General features: G+C 72.0%; 21 protein-coding genes. 8 read left to right on the top strand and 13 right to left on the bottom strand.

Annotated elements, in window-relative coordinates:
* The first annotated feature begins 329 nt into the window (after positions 1-329).
* The 4 genes from ACWCPW_RS00665 to ACWCPW_RS00650 all read left to right on the top strand — a co-directional run bounded on the left by ACWCPW_RS00665 (position 330) and on the right by ACWCPW_RS00650 (position 5,812).
* Positions 330-1,013, top strand: a complete 684-nt coding sequence (locus ACWCPW_RS00665; protein WP_449759396.1) for a hypothetical protein — start codon at positions 330-332, stop codon at positions 1,011-1,013.
* A 441-nt stretch (positions 1,014-1,454) separates the two neighbouring features.
* Positions 1,455-3,569 carry an MMPL family transporter gene (locus tag ACWCPW_RS00660; protein ID WP_449759395.1) on the top strand — a complete coding sequence of 705 codons (2,115 nt, stop codon included), beginning with the start codon at positions 1,455-1,457 and terminating at the stop codon, positions 3,567-3,569.
* Positions 3,566-4,795 carry a sensor histidine kinase gene (locus tag ACWCPW_RS00655; RefSeq protein WP_449759394.1) on the top strand — a complete coding sequence of 410 codons (1,230 nt, stop codon included), beginning with the start codon at positions 3,566-3,568 and terminating at the stop codon, positions 4,793-4,795. Before ACWCPW_RS00660 ends, ACWCPW_RS00655 begins: the two co-directional genes overlap by 4 nt.
* A 279-nt stretch (positions 4,796-5,074) precedes the next feature.
* Positions 5,075-5,812, top strand: coding sequence for a response regulator transcription factor (locus tag ACWCPW_RS00650; RefSeq protein WP_449759393.1), 738 nt, complete (start codon positions 5,075-5,077; stop codon positions 5,810-5,812).
* A gap of 91 nt (positions 5,813-5,903) precedes the next feature.
* Here ACWCPW_RS00650 and ACWCPW_RS00645 read toward each other — a convergent pair whose 3' ends face one another.
* Positions 5,904-6,923, bottom strand: a complete 1,020-nt coding sequence (locus ACWCPW_RS00645) for a transporter substrate-binding domain-containing protein (RefSeq protein WP_449759392.1) — start codon at positions 6,921-6,923, stop codon at positions 5,904-5,906.
* Between the two features lie 260 nt (positions 6,924-7,183).
* Positions 7,184-7,792: a TetR/AcrR family transcriptional regulator gene (locus tag ACWCPW_RS00640; protein ID WP_449759391.1), complete on the bottom strand. Its 609-nt coding sequence runs from the start codon at positions 7,790-7,792 to the stop codon at positions 7,184-7,186.
* Between the two features lie 222 nt (positions 7,793-8,014).
* Here ACWCPW_RS00640 and ACWCPW_RS00635 point away from each other — a divergent pair, with 222 nt between their 5' ends.
* Positions 8,015-9,253 carry an FAD-dependent oxidoreductase gene (locus ACWCPW_RS00635; RefSeq protein WP_449759390.1) on the top strand — a complete coding sequence of 413 codons (1,239 nt, stop codon included), beginning with the start codon at positions 8,015-8,017 and terminating at the stop codon, positions 9,251-9,253.
* Positions 9,254-9,349: 96 nt separating this feature from the next.
* Here the strand turns inward: ACWCPW_RS00635 and ACWCPW_RS00630 are convergent, their stop codons facing one another.
* On the bottom strand, positions 9,350-10,612 hold the full coding sequence (locus ACWCPW_RS00630) for a trans-sulfuration enzyme family protein (protein ID WP_449759582.1): 1,263 nt from the start codon (positions 10,610-10,612) through the stop codon (positions 9,350-9,352).
* Positions 10,613-10,870: 258 nt separating this feature from the next.
* Here ACWCPW_RS00630 and ACWCPW_RS00625 point away from each other — a divergent pair, with 258 nt between their 5' ends.
* Positions 10,871-11,377, top strand: coding sequence for an Lrp/AsnC family transcriptional regulator (locus ACWCPW_RS00625; protein ID WP_449759389.1), 507 nt, complete (start codon positions 10,871-10,873; stop codon positions 11,375-11,377).
* Between the two features lie 33 nt (positions 11,378-11,410).
* Here the strand turns inward: ACWCPW_RS00625 and ACWCPW_RS00620 are convergent, their stop codons facing one another.
* The gene (locus ACWCPW_RS00620) at positions 11,411-12,586 is read right to left on the bottom strand and encodes a low temperature requirement protein A (protein WP_449759581.1); all 1,176 of its coding nucleotides are present in this window, start codon (positions 12,584-12,586) and stop codon (positions 11,411-11,413) included.
* 232 nt (positions 12,587-12,818) lie between these two features.
* Entirely contained in the window at positions 12,819-14,006 is a 1,188-nt protein-coding gene (locus ACWCPW_RS00615; protein WP_449759388.1) for a lactate 2-monooxygenase, read from the bottom strand.
* A gap of 380 nt (positions 14,007-14,386) precedes the next feature.
* Here ACWCPW_RS00615 and ACWCPW_RS00610 point away from each other — a divergent pair, with 380 nt between their 5' ends.
* Positions 14,387-15,658 (top strand): alpha/beta fold hydrolase, encoded by a 1,272-nt coding sequence (locus ACWCPW_RS00610; RefSeq protein ID WP_449759387.1) that lies wholly within the window; start codon positions 14,387-14,389, stop codon positions 15,656-15,658.
* Positions 15,659-15,784: 126 nt separating this feature from the next.
* On the opposite strand, the gene ACWCPW_RS00605 is transcribed toward ACWCPW_RS00610, so the two are convergent.
* From ACWCPW_RS00605 to ACWCPW_RS00575, 7 genes are all read right to left on the bottom strand, one after another.
* Positions 15,785-16,468 (bottom strand): GntR family transcriptional regulator, encoded by a 684-nt coding sequence (locus tag ACWCPW_RS00605; protein WP_449759386.1) that lies wholly within the window; start codon positions 16,466-16,468, stop codon positions 15,785-15,787.
* Between the two features lie 207 nt (positions 16,469-16,675).
* The gene (locus tag ACWCPW_RS00600) at positions 16,676-17,677 is read right to left on the bottom strand and encodes a proline racemase family protein (RefSeq protein WP_449759385.1); all 1,002 of its coding nucleotides are present in this window, start codon (positions 17,675-17,677) and stop codon (positions 16,676-16,678) included.
* A complete protein-coding gene (locus ACWCPW_RS00595; protein WP_449759384.1) occupies positions 17,677-18,609 on the bottom strand; it encodes a dihydrodipicolinate synthase family protein in 933 nt (310 codons plus the stop codon). Before ACWCPW_RS00595 ends, ACWCPW_RS00600 begins: the two co-directional genes overlap by 1 nt.
* Complete coding sequence (locus ACWCPW_RS00590; protein WP_449759383.1) at positions 18,606-19,919, bottom strand: FAD-dependent oxidoreductase; 1,314 nt, start codon at positions 19,917-19,919, stop codon at positions 18,606-18,608. Before ACWCPW_RS00590 ends, ACWCPW_RS00595 begins: the two co-directional genes overlap by 4 nt.
* On the bottom strand, positions 19,916-20,203 hold the full coding sequence (locus ACWCPW_RS00585) for a (2Fe-2S)-binding protein (RefSeq protein ID WP_449759382.1): 288 nt from the start codon (positions 20,201-20,203) through the stop codon (positions 19,916-19,918). The genes ACWCPW_RS00590 and ACWCPW_RS00585 overlap by 4 nt, the downstream gene beginning before the upstream one ends.
* Positions 20,200-21,357 carry an NAD(P)/FAD-dependent oxidoreductase gene (locus ACWCPW_RS00580; RefSeq protein WP_449759381.1) on the bottom strand — a complete coding sequence of 386 codons (1,158 nt, stop codon included), beginning with the start codon at positions 21,355-21,357 and terminating at the stop codon, positions 20,200-20,202. The genes ACWCPW_RS00585 and ACWCPW_RS00580 overlap by 4 nt, the downstream gene beginning before the upstream one ends.
* A 328-nt stretch (positions 21,358-21,685) precedes the next feature.
* On the bottom strand, positions 21,686-22,720 hold the full coding sequence (locus ACWCPW_RS00575) for a glycerophosphodiester phosphodiesterase (RefSeq protein WP_449759380.1): 1,035 nt from the start codon (positions 22,718-22,720) through the stop codon (positions 21,686-21,688).
* Positions 22,721-22,880: 160 nt separating this feature from the next.
* Between ACWCPW_RS00575 and ACWCPW_RS00570 the strand changes: the two genes are divergently transcribed.
* The gene (locus ACWCPW_RS00570; RefSeq protein WP_449759379.1) at positions 22,881-23,054 is read left to right on the top strand and encodes a hypothetical protein; all 174 of its coding nucleotides are present in this window, start codon (positions 22,881-22,883) and stop codon (positions 23,052-23,054) included.
* 216 nt (positions 23,055-23,270) lie between these two features.
* On the opposite strand, the gene ACWCPW_RS00565 is transcribed toward ACWCPW_RS00570, so the two are convergent.
* Complete coding sequence (locus tag ACWCPW_RS00565; protein WP_449759378.1) at positions 23,271-24,050, bottom strand: SDR family NAD(P)-dependent oxidoreductase; 780 nt, start codon at positions 24,048-24,050, stop codon at positions 23,271-23,273.
* Between the last annotated feature and the right edge of the window lie 202 nt (positions 24,051-24,252).

Raw genomic sequence — 24,252 nt, 5'->3', positions numbered from 1 at the left:
CGGCTGAGGGGGCCGGCGGGGCCAAGATTGGTTTTGGCGGGTGGGCAGTCGGGGTTGTTGGTCGGCCGGGGACGCCTTGGCCGTACGGGGCCGGCGGTCCGGTCGGCGCGGGCGAGTTTGTGGGCGGTTCGGGGGTCGGGGCGTCGAAGCCGGGTGGGTCGCCGGTTGGGCGAGCCGGTGGCACCGAGGCCGAGGGCGCGATTCTGTTTCCTTCGCCCGTGTCCGGGATTTCGTTGCGTCGGCGGTGCTGTCGGGTCGGGAGGGTGTCGGGTCGGGAGGGTGCGGGGTCGGGAGGGTGCCGGGATGGGTGGGTCCGTGGGTAGGTGTTCGTGCGGTTGAGGCTGCGTCAGTTCCGGCCGCGCGTCGGCGTGGTGGAGTATCGCGTGGTGCAACCTCGGTCGCCGCTGCGGCATACCGCGTTGGCCGATCCGCTGGGGGAGTACGGCGTGCTGGTCGGCGACCACGACGGGTTGTCCCGGTTGGCGGCCCTGTTCTCGTTCGCGGCCTATTCGCGGCGTACGGTCGTGCACGTTCCGTTGCGCAGTGGTGTGCGCATGGACGACGAGGCGTTCATCGACGCGAGCGGTGGTCGCGTGGACCTGGTGCTGATGCATCATTCACTCGGACTGCGCCCGAGTGCGTGGCCGCAGGTCAGGCGTCGGTTGACGGCCGGTACGCCGCTTACGGTGGAGACTCGCGAGGAGCGTACGGAACGGGATGCCGCCGCGTGGGTGCGACAGAGCGGGCATCGCGATACGCGGGAGTGGCTGCGGCCCGTGACGTACGCGCGTACCGCGTTCCTGATCGGGAGCCGGGACGTCTTCGCCGCCGCCTCGTCCGAATTCGCGTACGCCGCCGGCCGTGGGCTCCGTGAACCCGACGTGCTCAAGGGCTACTTGGCGCTGGTCGGTTCGCTCACCAACGAGCTGCCGCCCGACGACTCGTTGCGGCCGCCGGAGTTGGACATCACGTTCAAGGCGCGCAGGCCGTACCACCGGTTCAAGCGCCCGTAGACGCACCTGTTCGCGGCTGTTCACACCCATGCACACCCATCCACACCTATTCACACCATTCGCAAGCATCCGCCTCCATTCGCAGCTCCCCGCGACTACCTATCCGTGACTGATTCCGTTCCGCCGCGCCTCGCCTAGGTTCTCGAACCAGGGGAGCGGGCGTCTCGATTCGGAGTCGAGAGAGTCCCCGGTCTCTTCCTCGCCACTGAGGTGGCCGTTGGTGACCGGCGCTCACGGGGGCGTCGGTCGCCGCGTGGCGCGTGGCGCGTGGCGCGCCGCGGGACGCACGGTGCGCGCGTCCGGAACCCACCCCACCCCCGGCCTACTCCCGGCCATTACTCCCACGGGATTAATCGCCACCCCGGGACACCGCCCGGAGTAACCCGGACATCGGCCGTCCGCCGGACGCCCCCGACCCGGGCGGCCGAGAGCCTTGAGGGCATGGAGACACTCTCGAAGGATGAGACCGCGCCGGCCCGTCGGGGGCGGTTGTGGGCGGTGCCGTGGGCCGTCGTGGGCGGCTGGATTCTTGTCGTCCTGGTGGCCGGGATGTTTGCGTCCAAGCTCGCCGATGTGCAGCGCAACGAGGCCGTGGATTACCTGCCGGCGAACGCCGAGTCGACCCAAGTGGCGAAGGTCCAGGCCGGGTTGCCCGGCGGTGACGCGATGGACGTGCAGCTCGTGTATCACCGGGACGGTGGATTGACGGCCGCCGACCGGGAGTTGGCGGCCGGTCAGGTCGCCGAGGTGGTGACTCGGCATCCGCTGGTGGCCGGGCCGGGGCCGGTGGCGGAGGAGTCGGTCGACCACGCGACGTTGCGCTACGCGTTGTCCGTCGATCGGCGTGGTGCCGAGCCGGAGGAGATCGTTCCGGACATTCGCAAGGTGCTCGATCGGCATCCCGACGGGCTCAGCGTGCGGCTCGGTGGGCCGGGCGGGATCGAGGCGGACATGGGGGAGGTGTTCGACTCGATCGACGGGACGCTGTTGTTGGCCAGCGTGCTCGTGGTCGCGGTGTTGCTGATGCTGACCTATCGCAGCCCGTACCTGTGGTTCGTGCCGCTCGCGTGCGCCGGTGTCGCGGTGGCGGTCGCGACGGCGGCGGTGTACGGGTTGGTGCGGGCGTTCGGGATCACCGTCACGGGACAGAGTTCGGGTGTGTTGACGGTGCTCGTGTTCGGTGCGGGTACCGACTACGCGCTGCTTCTGGTGGCCCGGTATCGCGAGGAACTGCGGGTCCACGCGCGTCCGTTCGACGCGATGCTCGCGGCGCTGCGCGGATGCGGACCGGCGATTGTGGCCTCGTCGGGGACGGTCGTGGTGGGGCTGTTGTGCCTGACCGCCGCGGATCTGAACAGCAGTCGGGGCATGGGGCCGGTCGGCGCGATGGGCGTGGTGTGCGCGCTCGCGGTGATGACGACGCTGTTGCCCGCGATTTTGGTGCTGCTCGGACGGCGGGTGTTCTGGCCGTTCGTGCCCGCCCTCGGCAGCGAGCCCAAGCGTGGTCGCGGGGCGTACGCGCGGATCGGGACCGGGGTCTCCCGGCGGCCGATCGCGGTGTTGGTGGCGGGGGTCGTACTGCTGGGGGCGGGTGCGCTGACCGCGTTCGTGCTGCCGGATCCGCTGCGGCAGGGTGACGGCTTCACGTCGAAGCCCGAGTCGATCGCGGCGCAGGCGACGCTGAGCGCGGCGTTCCCGGAGCAGTCGGGTGCGCCGATCGCGGTGATGGCGCGTACCGAACGGGCCTCGGCCGTACTCGCGGCGGTCTCCACGACGGAGGGTGTCGGCCACGCTCGGCAGGCGCGAACCGCGGGCGGCTGGACGGAAATCCTGGCCTTCGCGAAGGATCGGCCGGAGTCGGCCGGGGAGCACGCCACGATCGAACGGTTGCGTACCGTGCCGGACGCGCGCGTCGGCGGGTCCACCGCGCAGCAGATGGACACTTCGCACACCACGGCGCGGGATCGCCGGGTCGTCATCCCGCTCGTGCTGCTCGCGGTGTTGCTGGTGCTGATCGTGCTGCTGCGGAGTCTGGTCGCGCCGCTGATCCTGGTCGCCGCCGTCGCGTTGGTGTGGGCTGCCTCGCTGGGGATCGGTGGGCTGATCTTCGAGCACGGCTTCGGATACGCGGGAGTGGACGCGCAAACTCCGCTGCTGACCTTCGTGTTCCTGGTCGCGCTCGGGGTGGACTACGGCATCTTCCTGATGCATCGGGTGCGGGAGATGTCGCTGCGCGGGGACTCGGTCAGGATTGCCGCGCCTGCCGCGCTGGAGACCACCGGCGGGGTGATCGCGTCCGCCGGGTTCGTGCTCGCGGCGACGTTCTCGGTGCTCATGCTGCTGCCGCTGGTCTCCCTGGTGGAGATCGGATTCGTGGTCGCGATGGGCGTGTTGATCGACACGTTCCTGGTGCGTACGTTCCTGGTCACCGCCGCGAGCGTGGCGCTGGATCGGCGGATCTGGTGGCCGGGTCCGCTGTCTCGGCGGCCCGCGTCCGAGTCGGCGGGGACCCGGCCGGTGGAACCGCCCGCGTCGTCCCGGAAGATGACGGTGTGACGAAGCGATCGTTTTGGGGCGGGGCGTCCCTCTGGGACGCCCTGCTCGCGTTCCTGCTGGCGGCATTCGCGATCGGCTCGGCGTGGATGTGGCCGGGAGACCGGTCGATCGACCCGATCGGCGTGGCGCTGCTGGTCGGTGCGGCCATTCCGCTGGCCTGGCGTCGGACGCGGCCGGGAACCGTGCTGTTGGTGACGTTCATCCTGACGGTGCCATACCACAACCGGGAGTACCTGCACGAGGGCGCGGCCGTGTTGGCGCTGCTCGCGCTGGGGACGTACGCGGCGTACATCCGGCGCGAGGAGGCGATCGTGCTCGCTTTCGTGGCGTTGACCGTGGTTGTGGTGGCGATGACCTTCGGCGGCCAGGACGCGCCATCGTGGCGGGATCGTTGCGGGATGGCCGGCTGGGTGTTCGCGGCGTTGGTCGCGGGGCAGGCGTGGCGCATCCATCACGCGCACATGAGCGCGATCATCGATCGGGCCGAACGGGCCGAACGTACGCGGGACGAGGTGGCCCGGCGGCGGGTGGCCGAGGAACGGCTGCGGATCGCGCGCGACCTGCACGATCTGCTCGCGCACAGCATCACGTTGATCGGTGTCCAGGCGGGCGTGGCCGCGCACCTCGCGGGCCAGGATCCGCCGGTGGAACGCGCGGTGTTGGTCGGTGCGTTGGACACCATCGCCGAGACCTGCCGGGACACCAGGCACGAACTCCGGGCCACCCTGTCCGTGTTGCGGGATGCCGAAGAGGTCGCCTCGTACGAGGCGGTGCCGGGCCTGGCCGGGCTGGATGGTTTGGTGCCGCTCGTGAGCGCGGCCCGCTCCGCCGGTATCGAGGTCACGCTCGTCGGCCACGACGGGCCACCGCCGGCGCCCGAGGTCGGCGTCGCCGTCTACCGGATCGTGCAGGAGGCGCTGACGAATGTGGTGAAGCATGCGCAGGCTCGTTCCGCGCGGGTCGAACTCGTCGTCGTGGATGGCAACCTGCGGGTCACGGTGCGCGACGACGGTCGCGGGATCGGGATCGGGATCGGGAGTAGGGGCGAGAGCGGGGGTGCCAATGACGTCGAGGTCGCGCAGGAGGGCGGGTTCGGCATTCTCGGGATGACCGAACGGGCTCGTAGCGTGGGAGGGACCCTGGCCGCGGGCCCGAAGCCCGGAGCGGGAGGCGGGTTCGAGGTGGAGGCCGTGTTGCCGATGGGCGAGTGGGAGGGCGCGCGATGACCCGCCGATGGGGAGGTGTCGAGCGTCGGGGTGGGGCACTGCGCCGGTCGGGCGGGGGACACGCGATGATCGAGGTGCGGTGCGGGCCCGACGGCCTGCGGCGGCGTGCGCGCGACGCGGGCCGGGCGCGGTGACGCGTGCGCGGTGCGGTGGCGCGAGCGGCGGGCGTACGGGCGGATAGGACGATGCCGGTGCGGCCGGTGTGGCGATGCCGTGGGCGCGCGAGCGGCCGATCGTCGCGCGTGATGTCATGCCTTTCGGGCGACGGATTCGGACGAAATGGCGGCCAGTGGCGGTGTCGGGCGAGTGGGGGAGCGCGTGACGGGCGGCAAGTTGCGGGTGTTGCTCGCGGACGACCAGCACCTGGTGCGGTCGGCGTTCGCGATGTTGGTGAGCTCGGCCCCCGACATGGAGGTGGTCGGTGAGGCCGCCGACGGGCGGGCCGCGCTCGAACTCGCCCGCAGCACCGAGCCGGACGTCGTGGTGATGGACATCCGGATGCCCATCCTGGACGGGATCGAGGCCACTCGGCTGATCGCCGAGGATCCCGAGCTGTCGCGGGTCAGGGTGCTGGTGTTGACCACCTACGAGGACGACGAGAACGTGGTGGCCGCGTTGCGCGCGGGCGCCGGCGGCTTCCTGGTCAAGGACACCCGCCCGGCCGAGTTGCTGGCGGCGATCCGTACGATCGGGGCGGGCGAGGCACTGCTGTCACCGGGCCCCACGGCACGGCTGATCTCGCGCGTGCTGCGCATGCCGAGCACGCCGACGGTGGGCGAACCGGGTTCGGTTCGGGTCGCGGACCTGTCGGCGCGCGAACGCGAGGTGCTCACGCTGGTCGGGCGGGGTTTGACCAACGCGGAGATCGGCACGCTGCTCGGGCTGAGCCCGCTCACCGCGAAGACGCACGTCAGCCGCATCATGGCCAAGCTCGATGCGCGTGATCGGCCGCAACTGGTCGTGATCGCCTACGAGTCGGGCCTGATCGTGCCCGGTGACGACCAGCCGCCGACGTAGGGCACCGCGACGCAGGCCGCGTCGCTGCTTCCAACGCGCCTGTGCTCCCTCGGTTCTGATGTCCCTTCAGGTTCTGACGCCGTCTCGGGTCTCAGTCCTGGTACACCGCCTCCGGCGCCGTCGCCGCCTCGGCGCCGGGGATGAAGCGGGCCACGTAGGTTTCGTACAGCCGCAGCCAGGTTCCATCGCGGCGGATGCGTTCCAGTGACGCGTTGACGAATCGCACCAAGTCCGGGTTGTTCTTGGCGATTTCCAGGCCGTACGGCTCGCGGGTGAGTTTGGGGCCGACCAGTTCCACGAAGCGGTCCTGGGCCTGGAGGCCGACCATGATGGTGTCGTCGCCGACCGCTCCGTCGGCCTGGCCCTGTTGGATGTGGATGAGGCAGTCGGCCCAGGTGTCGCCGGTGACGGGGATCAGGGACTTGGTGGCGCGCACCGCGTCGGCCGCGGTGGTGCCGGCGACCGTGCAGACACGGGTTCCGCTCGGTAGGCCGGTCAGGCCCTTCGAGTGGTCGCCGGCCGCGGCGGGGCTGTCCCGCAGGACGAGTACGCGCTGTCCCGACTCGTAGTAGATCGAGCTGAAGTCGACCACGGTCCGGCGCCGGCAGTTGACCGTGACCGACTTCGCGACGATGTCCACCTGGCCGCGCGCGACGGCCTGTTCGCGGATGCTGTTGGGCACGACTCGGAAGCGCAGTCGGTTCGGGTCGGGGTCGCCGAACAGGTCGGCGGCTATCTCCCGGACGAGATCGATGTCGAAGCCCTTGAGCCTGTTGTGGTCGGCCACGTCCGCGTAGCTGAACGGGTAGGCGCTCTGGTCTATCCCGACGGTCAGGTAGCCCTGGCTGAGGATGCGCGCGAGCGAGCCGTCGGTCGCGTAGTCGGCGGCACGCGGCGGCCCCGACTTGGGACGCAGGCTCGCGGTCGGATTGCCGCACGAGGCGGCGGAGGGGTCGTTGGTCGCACCGGGCGCGGTTCCGCCCGGCAGGGCCGCGGGCGGCGCGGGGCCGACGGGTACGGCAGCCGGACTCCGGGTGGAGGTCGACGATGTACAGGCCGCCAGCACGATCAGGGCCGCCAACAGCGCCAGCGCCGGCGTGACGGCGCGCATGCCGTGCGGCGGCCGACCCGAGGTGGGCCGCCCGAACGGGTAGCGGGGCTCGGGACGGCGGTGGGACCGGTGATCCGGGCGCCGGAGCGGGCGCCGGGCCGTGCGGTGCGGTGGAACTGCGTGCGCGGACATGACGCATCACCTCCGGTGGCGGCGCGGACACCGCTCGGCTCGGCCGGTTCGGGCCTGATCGGGACGCTACCGGAACGAACTCGGCGGCCACTGGGGGGAATCCCCCCGATTCCGCGGGCGCCCGCGGGTTATCCGTGGGCCTCCCGGTCGGCTTCCTCGGGGGCTTCTTCGGGAGCGCCGAGGTCGCCGGTCAGGCAGCGCTGGAGCTGGGGGCCGAGCCAGCCGACGACCTCGGCGTGCGTCATGGCCACGATCGGTGGAAGGCGTAGGACGTAGCGGCACAGGGCGAGGCCGAGAACCTGGGTGGCGGCCAGGCCGGCGCGGCGGGGGGCCTCGTCGGGGTTCGGGCAGGCGCGGCGCACGAGGGGTGCGAGTTGGCCGGCGAAGACCGCGCGCATGCGTTCGGCGGCTTCCTCGTTGGTGACGCCCGTGCGCAGCAGGATCATCATCGCCTCGTCGTCCTCCCAGCGGTCCAGGAAATGGGCCGAGAGCACTGCTCCGAGTCGTGAGCGGGGGACCGAATCGAGATCGGGCAGGCGCAGGTCCACATCGGCGGCGGCGGCGAACAACTTCTCCTTGTTGCCGAAGTAGCGCATGACCATCGCCGGATCGATCGCGGCGTCGGCGGCGATCGCCCGGATCGTCGCGCGCTCGTAGCCGTCCGACCCGAATCGCTCGCGTGCGGCGGCCAGGATCACGGCCTTGGTCTCGGTGGACGACCTTCGCGGAGTACTCATGTCAACGATTGTAGGCCAACGCCTGTTGACATCAGGAGACGGTCGCGTCATGGTTATGTCAACAACCGTTGGCCAACAAGTGTTGACAGGCAGAAGTCGGCCGATGCGACCGACCTCCGCACCGGATCTCGCGCCGCCCGCACCACCGGGCCGGCTCGCACCACCGCAGCCCGTCGCACCCGATTGCACCCGACCGCACCCGATCGCACCGAAGGAGCCGTCATGACCTCGCAGCCCCCGACCACGTCCGCCACCCCGACCAATCCCGCCACCCCGACCACCCCGCAGCCTTCTCCGCAGCCCTCCTCGCCCCCGCGACTGCCCGCCACCACCGACGTCCTGGTCGTCGGCGCCGGCCCCGCCGGGCTGACCCTCGCCCTCGCCCTGGCCGCCCAGGGGCGCGACGTCACCGTCGTCGACGCACACGCGGCCGCCGAGCACACCTCGCGGGCCGCCGTCGTACACGCCCGCACCCTGGAGGTGCTCGCCCCACTCGGCGTGGCCGGGCCGCTGGTCGAACTCGGCATCCAGTCACCGACGTTCACCATTCGCGACCGGGACCGGGTGGTCGTCCGCATCGACTTCGACGGCCTGCCCACCGACTACCCGTACTCGCTGATGGTGTCCCAGGCCACCACCGAGGCGACCCTGTCGGCTCGGTTGACCGAGCTTGGCGGCACCGTGCTGCGGCCGTACTCGGTGACCACGCTCGACCAGGACGCCGACGGCGTGACCGCGACCTTCGAGCACGGCGAACGAGTGCGTGCCGTTTGGGTGGTCGGCGCCGACGGCATGCACAGCACGGTGCGCGAGCAGGCCGGCATCGGCTTTCAGGGCGGTACGTACGGCGAGTCGTTCGTGTTGGCCGACGTGCGGCTCGGTGGTGCCGTCTCGGCCGACGAGGTGATCCTGTACTTCGCGCCCGCCGGCCTCGCGGTGGTCGCTCCGCTCCCGGGCGGTCGGCACCGCATCGTCGCGCCGGTCGCCGACGCGCCGCACGAGCCGTCGCTCGCCTTCGTACAGGAACTCCTCGACGAGCGCGGCCCGTCGACCGACCGGGTGGTGGTCGAGGAGGTCGTGTGGGGATCGCGGTTCCGGGTCCACCACCGCGTCGCCGACACCTACCGGGCCGGGCGGATCCTGCTGGCCGGTGACGCCGCACACGTACACAGCCCGGCCGGTGGCCAAGGCATGAACGCCGGCATCCTCGACGCCGTGGCACTGGCCGACGCGCTCGGCTCGGTTCTCGACGGCGGCCCGACCTCGGCCCTCGACGCGTACGGCGCCACCCGCCGTCCGATCGCCGAGCAGATCGTGCAGCTCGCCGACCGGATGACCCGCATCGCCACGATCACCCCGGCGCTGCGCCCGCTGCGCAACGTCGTGCTGCGCGCGATCACCCGAATCCCCGCCGTACGCCGCGACCTTGCGCTGCGCCTCTCCGGTCTGACGTACCGCTGAGCGCTGTTCCGGCCGCAAGGCGCGCGGCTCCGGACCGGCGGTCGGTCGTCACGACGTCCGGAGCGAGCCCGCCCGGCTCGACCCCGACCGGGTCACTCAAACGTGCGCCGGAGACGTCTCCTGATGAAGCATCACGACCGAGACCGAAACCGAAGCGGAAGCCAAGGTGGAATCCGAATCCGAATCCGAATCCGAATCCGAAGCCGGAGCCGGAGCGGAGGCCGTGGCCGAAGCGGAGGCCGAAGCACCCGAGCTCCGCTCCAAGGCCGCCGACAAGTCCCCCCACAGATCGTCCTCGTGCTCCAGCCCCACCGACAAACGCAGCAACTTCGGTCCGATCGCGCCCTCGTCCCGCGCCGCGTCGTCGATCACCCGGTGGGTCAGCGAAGCCGGGTGCTGGATCAGCGTGTCCGTGCCGCCGAGGCTGACCGCGGGCGTGATCAGCCGGAGTGCCGCCACCAGCTCCATCGGGTCGCCTGCCGGCTCGAAGGCCACCAGCGCGCCGCCGATGCTCGGGTAGTGCACCCGCTCGACCGCCGGGTGGGTGGCCAGTCGTTCGGCCAGGATCGCGGCCGACGCGGACGCCTTCGCGACCCGGATCGGCAGCGTCGAGAGGCCGCGCAGCAGCAGGTAGCCCGCCAACGGATGCAGCAAGGCGCCCGTGGCGAACCGGATTTGGCGGAGCACATCGGCCGATTGCGCATCGCACGCGACCACGCCGCCCATCACGTCGCCGTGCCCGCCGAGGAACTTGGTCGCGCTGTGCAGCACCATCCGCGCGCCCGCCCTGGCCGGCTGTTGCAGCACCGGCGTCGCGAACGTGTTGTCCACCAACAGCGGTACATCCCCCGCCTGCGCGGCGAGGTCGGCCAGGTCCAGCTCGGCCAAAGTCGGATTGGCCGGTGTCTCGACCATCACCAGACCGGTGTCCGGTCGCAACGCCCGGGCCACCCCGTCCGGTTCGACCCACGTGACCTCGGTACCGAGCAGGCCGCTCGTGAGCAGGTGGTCCGTGGTGCCGTACAGCGGGCGGACCGCCACCACGTGCCGGCGGCCCCGCGCGGCGGCGGCGAGCAGACACGCGGTGACCGCCGCCATGCCGCTCGCGAACGCGACCGCGTCGGCGCACCCCTCCAACTCGGCCAGTGCGACCTCGAAGCGGCGCACCGTCGGATTCGTCAACCTGCCGTAGATCGGCGAGCCCTCCGGCAGCGCGCCCTCCGCGTACGCGTCCAGGGCGAGTGCCGCGGCCGGCAGGTCCGGGAGCGGGTAGGTGGTGGACAGATCGATCGGCACGGCGTGCGTACCGAGGGCGGCGAGGTCGTCGCGACCCGCGTGCACCGCCCGCGTCTCGAACATCCGCCCCACGCCGTGCACGCCGTGGCCGTCCACGCCGTCCACGGGACGCACGCCGCCCACGCCGTCCACGGGACGCACGCCGCCCACGCCGTCCACGGGACGCACCCCGTCCACGGAACCCATCCCGCCCACGCCGAGCCCGCCGCCGGCGCCCGTCGTCCCACCCACTGCCTCAAGATCCACACGGAGGTCATCCATGCCCGCCATCGTGCGCCGACCCCCGGCGAGCAAGCCGATGGCCCGAATTATGATCGCCCGATGAGCCAATCCATCGCCCTCGATCCGATCGATCTCGGAATTCTCCGGTCTCTCCAGAACGATGCCCGGATCAGTAACAAGGCGCTCGCCGCCGAGGTCGGGATCGCGCCGTCGACGTGCCTGGACCGGGTTGCCCGGCTGCGCTCGGCCGGGGTGGTGAAGGGAGCGACGGTGGAGGTCGACGCGGCGGCGCTCGGTCGGCCGTTGCAGGCGATGCTCGCGGTTCGAGTACGGCCGCACCACCGGGTGGTGCTCAACCCGTTCGTGGGGCACGTGCTGAAGCTGCCGGAGACCCGCGCGCTCTACCACCTGGCCGGACCCGACGACTTCCTCGTGCACGTCGCGGTCGCCGACGCGACCGGACTGCAACGGCTGGTGGTGGACGGCTTCACCGCACGCACCGAGGTGACCCAGGTGCACACCATGCTGATATTCCAACAATGGCGGGGCGGCCCGCTCCTCCCACCCGAACCCCAGGGCCCCGCCCGGCGCCTGACGGCCGGCTGACCCGGCCGCACCCGCCACCCGCCGGGGGCCGCCTCACCCCTCGCCCTGGCGCCCGGTGCTCGGCCGTACGTCCGCCTCGCCCTGCCGCGCCGACAGCACGATCCCCATCGCCACGGTCAAGGCCGCCACCGCACCGGCCGTCGGTACCGCCGCCGCGCCCAGGAACGTGCAGAGCAGGACCAGCACGGCGGCCGTCGGCAGCAGCGACTGCTGGGCGAGGCCGTTCTTGTGATGGCGCGAATGCAGCGCGTACGTGGCCAGCAGGAACAGCGCGGTCGGGATCGTCACACTCGCCGACGCGGCCATCCGGGAGATGTGCGCCTCGCCCACCGCCTGTTCGACCGCGACCTCCAGGCCCGCGCCGATCGACGCCGCCGAACCGAAGATCACGTAGTGGCCGTACCCCCACAGGAAGGCCTGGCGATTGGACGCGAGGAAGTCGTGGATCGGCACCGCGAAGTAGATCCAGTACGCCGCGAACACGATCAGCAGCCCGCCGGCGGCGATCGGCAGCAGTTCGTCCAGCGCGGCCTCGTCGTCGAGCGCCGTCTGGATCGCGATGGTCGCGGCGGAGACGCTCTCGCCGAGCATGATGATGGTGAACAGCCCGTAGCGCTCGGCGATGTGATGCGGATGCCAGGTGGTGGTGTGGTCGCGTTCGGCGATCGCCGGTACCGCCGGCTCGGCGATCGCCAGCGGCACGAAGCCCCACTTCCACGCGGCGTCCGGGAGCAGCAGCAGCACCACCCAGCCGATCTGCACCAGCACCAGCCCCGCCGCGTAGCGCAGCGCGGTGCGTCGGGCCGCCGGGTCGGTCTCGTCGTGGGCCGCCCGCAGCCACTGGAAGGTCAGCGCGACGCGCATGATCAGGTACCCGACGATGGCGACCGTGTAGTCGCTGTCGTCGAACGCGCGCGGCACTCCGGCGGCCAGGACCAGGACGCCGGTGATCTGTACGAGTGTGGCGACCCGGTACAGCGGGTCGTCGCAGTCGTACGCGGAAGCGAACCAGGTGAAGTTGACCCACGCCCACCAGATCGCGAAGAACACGAACAGGTATCCGAGGATCCCGTGTCCGGGGTGCCCGTCGGCCAGCGAGTGCACGAGCCGACTGCCGGCCTGGGCCACCGCGACCACGAAGGTCAGATCGAAGAACAACTCGAGCGGGGTCGACGCGCGGTGCGGCTCCGTCGTGTCGCGCGAGGCCATCCGGCGCAGGATGGCGTGCGGGCCGGCGGCGGGACGCGCGGGATCGCTCACGAGGTGGGTCCTCTCGTTCCGGGCGTGATCATGCGCGGAGAGTATCCGAATCAACCAGGCAAACAGGACCATATCGAGCAGCCGTCAGCGCGAATGCGACCGACCCGGCCGCCGGGGTCGGCCCGAAGCCGGTCCGGGGTTCGTCGGCGCCGGTCCTCGGCCCGCCCGGGGCGGCCCGAGGTCAATCCGAGGCCAGCGCCGACGCGTCCAGCCCGTCCAGCCCCGCGTGCCCGGACAGCGCCATGGACAGATCGAACTCGGCCAGCAGGCAGCGCAGTACGTGCCGGACGCCCGCCTCGCCGCCCAGCGCCAGGCCGTACACGTACGGCCGACCGACCAGGACCGAGCGGGCACCGAGGGCAAGGGCCTTGAGTACGTCGGCGCCGGTACGCACCCCGCTGTCGAAGAGCACCGTCAGCTCCCCGTCGACCGCCTCGGCCACACCCGGCAGCGCATCCAACGCGCCGATGGCGCCGTCGAGTTGGCGTCCGCCGTGATTGCTCACCACGATCCCGTCCAGGCCGGTGTCGCGGGCTCGGCGCGCGTCGTCCGGATGCAGGATGCCCTTGAGCACGATCGGACCGATCCAGTTCTCGCGCAGGAACGCCAGGTCGTCCCAGGTCTTGGTCGGGTCGGAGAACATCCCCGCCCAGTGCGCGATCGCCGCCGTCGGATCCTCGGCGATCGGCTTGCTGAGACCGGCCAGGAAGGCCGGATCGCTCAGGTAGTTCGCGATCCCGACCTGCCGCAGGAAGGGCAGGTACGCCCGGTCCAGGTCGCTCGGCCGCCAGCCCAGGAACCACGTGTCCAGGGTGACCACGAGCGTGGTGTACCCGGCCGCCCGGGCTCGGGCGAGCAGGCTGACGGTCACGTCGTTGTCGCGCGGCCAGTAGAGCTGGAACCAGCGCGGACCCGGACCGGAGGCGGCGGCGATCTCCTCCAGCGTGTACGACGACGCGGTACTCGCCACCATCGGCAGCCCCAGCCCGGCGGCCGCGCGCGCGGTCGCCAACTCGCCCTCCGGGTGCACGATGGACTGCACGCCGACCGGTCCGAGCAGTACCGGAGCGGGCAGGTCGGTGCCCAGCACGGAGCGGGACAGGTCACGCCCACCCACGTCGCGCAGCATGCGCGGGACGATCCGACGCCGCTCGAACGCCGCCCGGTTGGCCCGCATCGTCGCCCCGCCGCCGGCACCGCCCAGGACGTATCCGCGCGGACCCGGTTCGAGCCGCTCCCCGGCGGCGGCCTCGAGCTCGGACGCGTCGATCGGGTACGCGGGGGTCTCCCCGGTCAACAGGCCGTCGAGGTAGATCGAGTCCCGGAACGCGGAAAACGGACCACCGGCAACGTTGGGACCATCGGCCACGACTGCCACCTTTCGCCTCGCCGAACGGAGAATCCTCGCGCGGACCCGATGACGAACGATCCCGCACCGAGCGAGCACGCGGAAGAGCCGAACCGGCCGAGCGACCCGAACGGCCCGAACCATCGAAGAGGTACCCATCGAAGAGGCACCCATCGAAGAGGCCGAGCCCGCCGAACAAGCCGAACCGTCCGAACGTACCGAACGAGTCGACCGCCCGACATCGGGGCAGACCCACCCGTGTACGCCCGGCCCGGGATCGTGCCGCACATTGCCTCGCCGGGAAGCGAGACAAGAACCCCATCCCTCCTGTGAAATGTCACACGGCACTAAAGTGCTCCGCATCGCATACGACACGGACAAGAGGCTGGAGAGGAATCCGCATGACCCGCATCACCCGGATCCCGGGGATGGCCCTCACCGATCACACCTTCACCGTCCCGCTCGACCACTCCCGTCCGGACGGGCCCACCATCGAGGTCTTCGCACGCGAGGTGGTCGATCCCACCGCCGTCGACAAGAAGCGGCCGTGGTTGTGCTTCCTCCAAGGCGGCCCGGGCGGCAAATCGGCCCGGCCCAATCGCCCCGCCGGCTGGCTCCAGCGCGCGCTGCGCACGCACCGCGTCCTGCTCCTCGACCAGCGCGGCACCGGCCGCAGCACGCCGATCACGCCGAGCCTGGCCGCCCGTACCGCGCCCGAGGAACTCGCCTCGCTGCTGCGGCACATGCGCGCCGACTCGATCGTCGCCGACGCCGAGCTGATCCGCAGGCGGTTGTGCGGCGACGAGCCGTGGGAGACGCTCGGGCAGAGCTACGGCGGCTTCATCACCCTCGCCTACCTCTCCACGGCGCCCGAGGGGCTGAAGTCCTGTTATGTCACCGGTGGGCTGATCGGCCTGGACGTGACCGCGGAGGACGTCTATCGACGCACCTATCCCCGGGTACGGGACAAGAACGCCGAGTACTACGCCCGCTACCCGGACGACGTCGAACAGGTGCGTCGGCTCGCCGACCATCTCGCCGCGCACGACGTCCGGCTGCCCGACGGCGACCGACTGACCCCGCGCCGGCTCCAGTTCCTCGGCAACGTGTTCGGGATGGGCGACGGCTACGAGCGCGTGCACTGGATGCTGGACGAGGCGTGGGACGGCGACCAGGTCTCGGACACCTTCCGCGCCGCGGTGATGCACGCCACCGCGCTCACCGACAACCCCCTGTGGGCCGTGCTCCAGGAGCCGATCTACGGCCAGGGCAAGGTCGCCACCGGTTGGGCCGCGGAGAAGGTGCGGGCGGGATTGCCGGAGTTCGCCGAGAGCGCCGACCGGCTGCTGTTCACCGGCGAGATGATGTACCCCTGGATGTTCGAGGAGATCGCCGCGCTGCGCCCGTTCCGCGAGGCGGCCGACCTGCTCGCCCGACACGACGACTGGCCGGTCCTGTACGACGTCGAGCGGCTGCGGACGAATCCGGTACCGGTCGCGGCGGCGGTCTACTTCGACGATATGTACGTGGACGCGGACCTGTCCCTGGAGACCGCGCGCGAGGTGGCCAACGTACGCGCGTGGGTCACCAACGAGTGGGAGCACGACGGCTCGTACGCGTCCGGCGGCGCGGTCCTGGACCGGCTGATGGACATGGTCGCCGGCAAGATCTGACCTGCTTCCACCCGTTGCCGGCCCCATCCCCGACCGGCAGCGCTCGGCGCCCGAAGTCCGAGGACTCGGGCGCCGATGCCGGAGCCGGGCACGGGACGGGAAGCCGGCCTCGGCCCGGTCCCGACCTCAGCCAGGCTGGTTCGGGTCCGCCCACAGGTTGCGGACATGGCCGATGTGCCGCGCCATCACACCCTCGGCCCGGGCCGGGTCGCCGGTGGCGAGCGCGTCCAGGAGTTCGAGGTGTTCCGCGGCGGACGCGACGAGTCGGCCGTTCTCCGCGAGTCGGGACAGACCGTACAGACGCGAGCGTTTGCGCAGATCGCCGACCACCCGCACCAGGTGTTCGTTGCCCGCGAGCGCGAGCAGCGACAGGTGGAAGCGACGGTCCGCCTCCACGTACCGGATCAGATCGCTCACCTCGGCCGCCGCGACGATCTCCTCGGCGACCGGGCGCAGCGCGGCCAGTTGGGCCGGGGTGACCACGCCCGCGAGTCGGGCCACCACCGGAATCTCGATCAACGCGCGGACCTCGGTGAACTCGTCCAACTCGCGGTCGGAGAGTTCGGTGACCCGAAAGCCCTTGTTGCGTACGGCCTCGACCAGTCCCTCGTTGGCGAGGTCGAGCATCGCCTCGCGCACCGGCGTCGGTGACACGCCGAACTGCGCGGCCAGCGCGGGCGCGGAATAGACCACGCCGGGCCGCATCTCGCCCGCGATCAACGCCGCGCGCAGCTCTCGTGCCACCCGATCCCGCAGGATCGGCCGATCGTCGAAGGACGGCAGCGCGAGCGCTCCGTGTCCCGTGTCCATGGTGCCTCCTCCCGCCATGCTACTGACGGTCAGTCACCCTGGGGGTGGGATCGGAACTGTGCGTACGGACGACCACGCTGCGTGAGGATCATCGCCCGGGTCCCAGCCCGGGCCGGCCCGGTCCCGCCGGGTCTCCGTCCGGCCCTGCGGGAGCCCGGCCGGAGCCCCGCCCGGCCCGCCCGGTCCCGCCCGGCCTCGCCCGGTTCGTCAAAGGCGGAACCCGGCCGGGAACGGGTCCTCCGGATCGAGCAGATACTGCGCCGTCGCGGTGATCCAGGCCCGTCCCGTGATCAGCGGCAGCACGGCCGGATACCCGGCCACCTCGGTCCGGTCCACGATCCGTCCGTGGAAGCGGGTCCCGATGAACGACTCGTTGACGAACTGCTGTCCCACCGCCAACTCGCCGCGCGCGGCCAACTGGGCCATCCGCGCGCTGGTTCCGGTACCGCACGGCGAGCGGTCGAACCAACCCGGGTGGATCGCCATCGCGTTGCGCGACAGCGTGGCGTCCGAGCCCGGGGCGAGGAACTGCACGTGGTGGCAGCCCGCGATCTCGGGATCCTCCGGGTGCACCGGCCGGGCCTGTTCGTTGATCGCGGCCATGATGGCCAACCCGGTGTCCAGGATGCGTCCGGCCTCGGCCCGGTCGAACGGCAGACCGACCTTCTCGATGGGCAGGATCGCGTAGAAGTTGCCGCCGTACGCCATGTCGTAGCCGACGGCGCCGAGCCCGGGCACGTCCACGGTCGCGTCGAGGGTGTGCGCGTAGGAGGGGACGTTGCGCAGGGTCACCGAACGGGCCGCGCCGTCGCGTACCTCGACCTCGGCGACCACCAGACCGGCGGGCGTGTCCAGGCGCACCGTGGTGACCGGTTCGACCACCTCGACCATGCCGGTCTCGACGAGCACGGTGGCCACCCCGATCGTGCCGTGCCCGCACATCGGCAGACAGCCCGACACCTCGATGAACAGCACGCCGTAGTCCGCGTCCGGGCGGGTCGGCGGTTGCAGGATCGCGCCGCTCATCGCGCCGTGCCCGCGCGGCTCGTACATCAACAGCGTGCGCAGGTGGTCCAGATAGGCCATGAAGTGCACGCGTCGCTCGGCCATCGTGGCGCCGGGGATCACCCCGACGCCGCCGGTGATCACCCGGGTCGGCATGCCCTCGGTGTGCGAGTCGACCGCGTGGAAGACGTGTCGTGAGCGCATCAGGTCAGTCCCTCCGCGAGTGCCTTCTCGGTGAACTCGCGCACCGAGGCCTCCTGTTCGGCCAGTAGTGGGAGCCGCGGCGGGCGGCACGGGCCGCCCCGGAGGCCGGCGAGGTCCATCGACAACTTGATGGACTGCACAAATTCGGTGCGCGAGTCCAGCCGAAGCAGCGGATGCAGCAGTCGGTACAGCGGCAACACCGCGCGCACGTCGCCGCCGACGGCCGCGCGGTACAACTCGACGCTCGCGCGCGGGAAGACGTTCGCGTAGCCGGCGATCCAGCCCACCGCGCCGGCCAGGCCGAACTCCAGCGCGACGTCGTCGCTGCCGATCAACACGTCCAGACCCGGGGCGAGTTCGGCCACCTCGTAGGCCCGGCGCACGTCCCCGGTGAACTCCTTGACGCCGACCACGAGGCCTTCCTCGTACAGGTCCGCGAGCAGTCGCGGGGTCAGGTCGACCTTCGTGTCGAACGGGTTGTTGTAGGCGACGATCGGCAGGCCGGCGCCGGCCACGGTGCGGTAGTGGTCGAGCACCGTGCGGGTGTCCGCGCGGTAGCTGTTGGGCGGGAGCAGCATCACCGCTCGGGCGCCCGCCTCGGCGGCCTGCTCGGTCCAGCGCAGCGACTCGGCCGCGCCGTAGGCCGCGACGCCGGGCAGTACCCGGTCGCCGCCCACCGCCTCGACCGCGACGCGCACCACAAGGGCCCGCTCGTCCGGAGTGAGCGATTGGTACTCGCCCAGCGAGCCGTTCGGGCAGACTCCGTCGCAGCCCGAATCCACGAGCCACCGCACGTGTTCGGCGTACGCGTCGAAGTCCACGGACAGGTCCTCGCGCAGCGGCAGCGCGGTGGCCACCACGATGCCGTGCCACGGCTTGCGGTCGGCCGGGTCCGGGGCGGAGTGGGGCGAGGTGGTGGGGTGTGGGCTCATGGGGCTCCTTGGGCTAGGTCTCCGAGACGGATGGGCACACCGATCGGACGGGTGGGCGGGGGCGCGGCGACCGGTCGGTCCAGCACGTCGGACAACACGCACGCGGTGGCCTCGGCGCACATCCGGCCCTGGCACCAGCCCATTCCCGCGCGGGTGAGCAGCTTGACCGAGCGCACGTCGTCGGCTCCTCGGCGGGCCGCGTCCTCGATCCGGCCCCGGGGCACCTCCTCGCAGCGGCAGATCGGGGTGTGCGCGTTGGACCAGGACAACCATCCCGGCCGGACCGGATAGAGCGCGCGCAGCCCGGCGGCGAAGCGCGTGAGCGCGGCCCGGCGGCGCAGCAGCGCGCGCGGCGGCGTCCGGCCGACCATCGCGTGGGCTGCCAACTCGCCCTCGACCGCAGCGAGATGCACTCCGCCGATGCCGGTGCTCTCACCGGCGGCGAACAGGCCCGGTATGTCGGTGGTCTGCCGCGCGTCCACCGCGACGAAACCCTCCGGCGTGCTCGCACAGCCGAGTTGGCCGGCCAATTCGAGCTGCGGGGTGAAGCCGTAGCCGACCGCGAGCGTGTCGCAGGCCAGTTCGGTCGAGGTGCCGGGCCGCGCGCGCCAGTCCGCGTCGAGCCGGGCCACGGTGACCGAGGTCAGCCCGGTGCGGTCGCCGTGCGCGGCGATCACGGCCCGGCCGGTGCGATAGGGGATCCGCCGCCGGGCCAGCGCGGCGGCGTAGCGGGCGGCCTCGACCACACGGGCCGGGCTGTGCGGCGCGAGCGCGGCGGCGCGCGGCGTGGGCCGGGACGCCTCCAGGACGGCCCGCACCCGGACGCCCGCGTCGGCCAGCGCGACCGCGACCGGCAGCAGGAACGGCCCGGTGCCCGCGACCACCGCACGCCGACCGGGCGCCACGCCGTTGCCCTTGATCAGGGCCTGGGTGCCGCCGGCGGTGAACACCCCGGGCAGGTCCCAGCCGGGGAAGGGCAGTTGCCGGTCGTACGCGCCGGTGGCCAGCAGCAGTCGGCGGCCGAGGACCGTGACCGGGGTGGTGTCCCGCTCGCCGGCCACGGCGTGCACCGTGAAGCCCTCGGCCGAGCGTTCCACCGCCCAGACGCGATGTTCGGCCAGGTGCTCGACGGTGTGCAGGCGCGCGAGCGGCGGCCAGGCCGGCGGCCGGCCCGCGCGGTGTCGGTGATATTGGCCGCCCGCACGGGAGTTGGCGTCCAGGACCGCGACGCGCAGCCCGAATCGGGCGGCGGTGACGGCGGCGGTCAGGCCGGCCGGGCCGGCGCCGACGACGACCAGGTCGTGGATCATGTCGTGGTCACCTCGTCGTCGGGCCGGGCGGTGACCAGGCAGGCCCGCAGGGACGGCGTGCCGTTGACCGTGACCAGGCAGTCGAAGCACACGCCGATGCCGCAGAACAGCCCGCGCGGCGTGCCCGCGAACCGGGTGGTGCGCCAGGACCGGATCCCGGCGGCGAGCATCGCGGCGCCGACGGTCTGACCGGCCTCGACCGGGATGCTCCGGCCGTCCACACGCAGCCGGAAGTGCTCCCCGTCGGGCGGATGGACCGGGGTGGGTCGGGATGCGCCGGTCACGAGGACACCTCCGCGAAGCGGGTCGGGGCGAACGGGGCGGGGTCGACTCCGGGATCGGGCTCGGAGTCGTCGCCGGTCAGGGCTCGGGCGATGAGCAGGCCGGTCGCGGGCGCCAGGCCCACGCCCGCGCCCTCGTGGCCGCACGCGTGCAGCAGGCCGGGCGCGCGCGGGTCCGGGCCGACGACCGGCAGATGGTCGGGGCAGTACGGCCGGAACCCGCGATAGGCGCGCAGCACCGAGACTCCGGCCAGGATCGGGAACAGCTCGATCGCCTGGGCGGCCAGCCGGCGCAGCACCGGCACCGGGAACGAGCGGTCGAAGCCCACCCGTTCGCGGCTCGCGCCGATCAGCACGGTGCCGGACGGGGTGCCCTCGACCACGGCCGAGGAGGCCAGGTCCGCGTCGTCACTGGCCACGTCCCCGGTGTAGGCCGCCGCGTACACCTTGTGTCGCACGATCGGCGGGAGCGGCTCGGTGACCAGTACGAATCCCCGGCGCGGCAGGATCGGCAGGGATACCCCGGCGAGCTCGGCGACCGCACCGGACCAGGTGCCGGCCGCGTTCACCACCGCACCGGCCGCGATGTCGCCGTGCGACGTGCGTACGCCGAGCACCCGATCGCCGCGCCCGCGCCGGAAGCCGGTCACCGTGACGCCGGTGTGCAGGCGTACGCCCGAGCGCAGCAACGCGGCGGCAGCCAAGGCTGGTTGCACCTGCGCGTCCTGCGGGTAGTGCGTGCCGCCGGCCAGGCCTGGGGCCAAGTGCGGCTCGTAGGAGTGCAGTTCCTTGGCGTCGACGGCGTGGGCGGTGACCTCGCAGGCGCGTTGCGCCTCGGCCGCGGCGGTCATCGCGACCGCTTCGGCCTCGGTGCGCGCGACGATCAGGCCGCCCTTGGCCTGGTACTCGAAGTCGTGCCCCTCCTTTGCCAGCTCGGCCCACAGGCGGAGCGAGAGCAGGGCCAGGGACAGCTCCGGGCCGGGATGCTTGTCCGAGACCAGCAGGTTTCCCTCGCCCGCGCCGGTGGTCCCGCCCGCGACCGGGCCGCGATCGAGCACGGTGACCGACAGCCCGGCACGCGCGGCGTAGTGGGCGCACGCGGCGCCGACCACGCCCGCGCCGATGACGACGACATCACTGGGACGGAGTTCGCTCACATCAGTAAAATGTCACATTGCCCTCACAAGGTAAAGGGTTTGCCGGTGCGGTTCCGTGGACAGCCGGAGCCGATCGGCGCACGTGCGATCGGGTTCCGCGCGAACACCGGGCCGGGCCGGTTCGGTCCGTTGCCGCAGAGGCCCAGCGGCGCAGAGCCGGCCCACACGCGGGCCCGTCTACGCACAGGCCCGTCCAAGCACAGGCCTCTCTGCGTGCACGCCTCTCCACGTACAGGCCCGTCCACGTACGAGCCCGTCCACGAAGAGGCCCGTGACCGCTCCGGGATGGCACCTCGGGTCGGTCGCGGGCCGTTTTCGGCGGGGCGGGTCAGGGGCGGGCGCCGTCCTTGGTGGTGTGCGCGGCGTTCCAGGCGACCAGGTCGGCCGTCCGGTTCGTGATGATCCCGTCCACCCCCGCGTCGTTCAGCGCGGCCCAATCCCTCGGGTCGTCCGATGTCCAGGCCAGCACCGCGATCCCGGCCGCGTGCAACTCGTGCACCACGTTCGGGCGTTGGGCCAGGCCGTGGTACGACGGGTTGTACGAGGTCAGCCGCAACTCCTTGGCCAGTGCGACCGGATCGTCGTCGAGCTGATCGCTGAGCAGGCCCAGCGGCAGCTCGGGGGCGAGCTCGCGGGTCAGCCGCAACGACTCCTGGTCGAAGCTCTGTACGAACACGCGACCGGCCATCCCGGCGGTGCGTACCTCCTGGACGATCCGGGCGATCTCGTCGCGGGAGTGCGGATTCTTGATCTCCAGGAGCAGTCGCCCGCCGCGCGTGCGCAGGTCCGTGAGCTGCTCGTGCAGCGTCATCACCCGGGTGCCGGCGAACTCCGGCTTGAACCAGGCCCCGGCGTCCAGCGTGGCCAGGTGAGACGACGTCAGATCGCGGATCGCGCCCTTGCCGTTGGTGGTTCGATCCACGGTGGCGTCGTGCATGATGTGCGGCACGCCGTCCGTGCTGGGCTGTACGTCGTTCTCGATCCAGTCCGCGCCCGCGCTCCGGGCCGCCTCCTGTGAGGGCATCGTGTTCTCCGGTGCCACCGTCGGCGCGCCCCGGTGCGCGAACACGGTGATCCGGGTGCCGGGGGCGCGCATATAGCTGCGCCCGTCGATCGGCGACGTGCCCCGCCGGGTGTCCAGCGTCTCCGACGGCGGGTGCGCGGCGGCGGCCTGGGGCGGCTCGGGGGCCCTGAGCGCGCTGCTGGAGAGCGAGGACTTCGCGGTGGCGTCGTGGACGTCCGCCGGGGCCAGGCACTGTGCGCAGCCGAACACGATGCCCAGGCCGGCCAGCAGGCCGGCGATCCGCCGTTTGACACGGCGGGGCCGGGACCGAGGTGGGCGCTCGGGTTGGTCAAGGAGCATTCCGGCATCGTAGAAGCAATCTCGAGCTGCCATTCGAATTCGATCATCACGGCGTGTGACGCCCGGCCATCACGGCATGTGACGCTCGACATGCGCACCGTCACGAACGGTGTGAGAGTGGACGAGACCGACCATCGGTTCTCCGTAGGAGGAAACGGCCATGGCCAAGCAGAAGTCGAAACCCCATCTGCAGAACAAGAACTCGCTGTTCGTCGAAGCCGAGCGTGCGGACTCCGCAGCGGCGCCGGCAGCGGAGGCGACGGACACCCTCGAGCCCTCCAAGGCCGCCCGTCGCGGCAAGAGCGACCGGCCCAAGGGCCGCCCGAGGCGCTGACGGCACGGCGTCCCCGGACGCCGAGCAGCGAACCTCGCGGAAGCCCGGGGGAGGGGCGTGACGGTGACACCGCCCCGCCCGGTGCGCGCCCGTAGGCCCCGTCGACCCCGTGTCGACGGGGCCTTCGGCGTGATCCGCGCACCGAGGTGCGTCGATCGGGTCGGCGCCGGGCCGGGCGGGAGCGCCGGTCGTGGGCGGGTCGGCGTGGCTCGCCGGCTACGGGCGGGTCGGCCCGTACACCCGACCGGTCCTGGTGGACACGCTGCCGAACAGGCCGCGCGGGGTGAGCTTGGCCAGCCCGACCACCGCCTTGTAGCGCAGATCCGGCACGCTGACGGTCTTGCCCACCGCGAGGTCGCGGATCGCGGCGGCCACCACCCGATCGGCGTCCAACCACATCCAGTTGGGGATGTTGGATGTGCCCATCCCGGCCCGCAGGTGGAACTCGGTGCGTACGAAGCCCGGACACAGGGCCATCAACCGCACACCGCTGCCCGCCAGTTCGCGGGCGGCGCCCTCGGTGAAGCTGACCACCCAGGCCTTGCTCGCGCCGTAGGTGCCGCGGGGCAGGAAGGCCGCGACGGACGCCACGTTGACCACCCAGCCGCGACCGCGCTCGCGCATCGCCGCACTCGCCGCGGTGGTCAGCCGCAGCACCGCCTCGCAGTGCACCTTGAGCATCCGCACCTCGTCCGCCGTGGAGGCGTCCAGGAAACCGCCCCGGTTGCCGAAGCCGGCGTTGTTGACCAGCACGTCCACCGGCGTGACCCGATCGGCCAGCCGCGCCTCGACGGCCGCGATCCCCTCGTCCAGGGACAGATCCGCGGCCAACACCTCCACCGTGACGCCGTGTTCCTCGCGCAGATCGCGGGCGCTCTGCGCCAATCGCTCCTCGTCCCGCGCGACCAGGACGAGGGCGTGCCCTTCGTGGGCGAGCCGTCGGGCGAACGCGGCGCCGAGGCCCGAGGTGGCACCTGTGATCAGTGAGGTCGTCATGCCACCCAGCGTAGTAACCGGGCTCATGCCGGCCGGCGCCCCCGTGCACCGGCCGACGCGACGCGGGGCCCGATCGGGGCCCGATCGGGGACGCGCCGGGCACGGCGGGGCGCGCGGGCCATGCGGGGGCGTGTCGAAGGCACGCCCCCGGGAACCGGCCGGCTGGAACAATGGCGCGGGGCGGATCCCGGAAGGAAGTACG

The sequence above is a fragment of the Embleya sp. NPDC001921 genome (assembly GCF_053594475.1).
The sequence above is the reverse complement of the archived record's forward strand: the minus strand, read 5'-3'. Positions and strand labels throughout refer to the sequence as shown.

Bases quoted from the DNA above. Each gene is read 5' to 3' on its own strand.
- ACWCPW_RS00660 (WP_449759395.1), top strand. From the start codon at position 1,455: ATGGAGACACTCTCGAAGGATGAGACCGCGCCGGCCCGTCGGGGGCGG.
- ACWCPW_RS00650 (WP_449759393.1), top strand. From the start codon at position 5,075: ATGGCGGCCAGTGGCGGTGTCGGGCGAGTGGGGGAGCGCGTGACGGGC.
- ACWCPW_RS00645 (WP_449759392.1), bottom strand. From the start codon at position 6,923: ATGCGCGCCGTCACGCCGGCGCTGGCGCTGTTGGCGGCCCTGATCGTG.
- ACWCPW_RS00640 (WP_449759391.1), bottom strand. From the start codon at position 7,792: ATGAGTACTCCGCGAAGGTCGTCCACCGAGACCAAGGCCGTGATCCTG.
- ACWCPW_RS00635 (WP_449759390.1), top strand. From the start codon at position 8,015: ATGACCTCGCAGCCCCCGACCACGTCCGCCACCCCGACCAATCCCGCC.
- ACWCPW_RS00630 (WP_449759582.1), bottom strand. From the start codon at position 10,612: ATGTTCGAGACGCGGGCGGTGCACGCGGGTCGCGACGACCTCGCCGCC.
- ACWCPW_RS00625 (WP_449759389.1), top strand. From the start codon at position 10,871: ATGAGCCAATCCATCGCCCTCGATCCGATCGATCTCGGAATTCTCCGG.
- ACWCPW_RS00620 (WP_449759581.1), bottom strand. From the start codon at position 12,586: ATGGCCTCGCGCGACACGACGGAGCCGCACCGCGCGTCGACCCCGCTC.
- ACWCPW_RS00610 (WP_449759387.1), top strand. From the start codon at position 14,387: ATGACCCGCATCACCCGGATCCCGGGGATGGCCCTCACCGATCACACC.
- ACWCPW_RS00605 (WP_449759386.1), bottom strand. From the start codon at position 16,468: ATGGACACGGGACACGGAGCGCTCGCGCTGCCGTCCTTCGACGATCGG.
- ACWCPW_RS00600 (WP_449759385.1), bottom strand. From the start codon at position 17,677: ATGCGCTCACGACACGTCTTCCACGCGGTCGACTCGCACACCGAGGGC.
- ACWCPW_RS00595 (WP_449759384.1), bottom strand. From the start codon at position 18,609: ATGAGCCCACACCCCACCACCTCGCCCCACTCCGCCCCGGACCCGGCC.
- ACWCPW_RS00590 (WP_449759383.1), bottom strand. From the start codon at position 19,919: ATGATCCACGACCTGGTCGTCGTCGGCGCCGGCCCGGCCGGCCTGACC.
- ACWCPW_RS00575 (WP_449759380.1), bottom strand. From the start codon at position 22,720: ATGCTCCTTGACCAACCCGAGCGCCCACCTCGGTCCCGGCCCCGCCGT.
- ACWCPW_RS00570 (WP_449759379.1), top strand. From the start codon at position 22,881: ATGGCCAAGCAGAAGTCGAAACCCCATCTGCAGAACAAGAACTCGCTG.
- ACWCPW_RS00565 (WP_449759378.1), bottom strand. From the start codon at position 24,050: ATGACGACCTCACTGATCACAGGTGCCACCTCGGGCCTCGGCGCCGCG.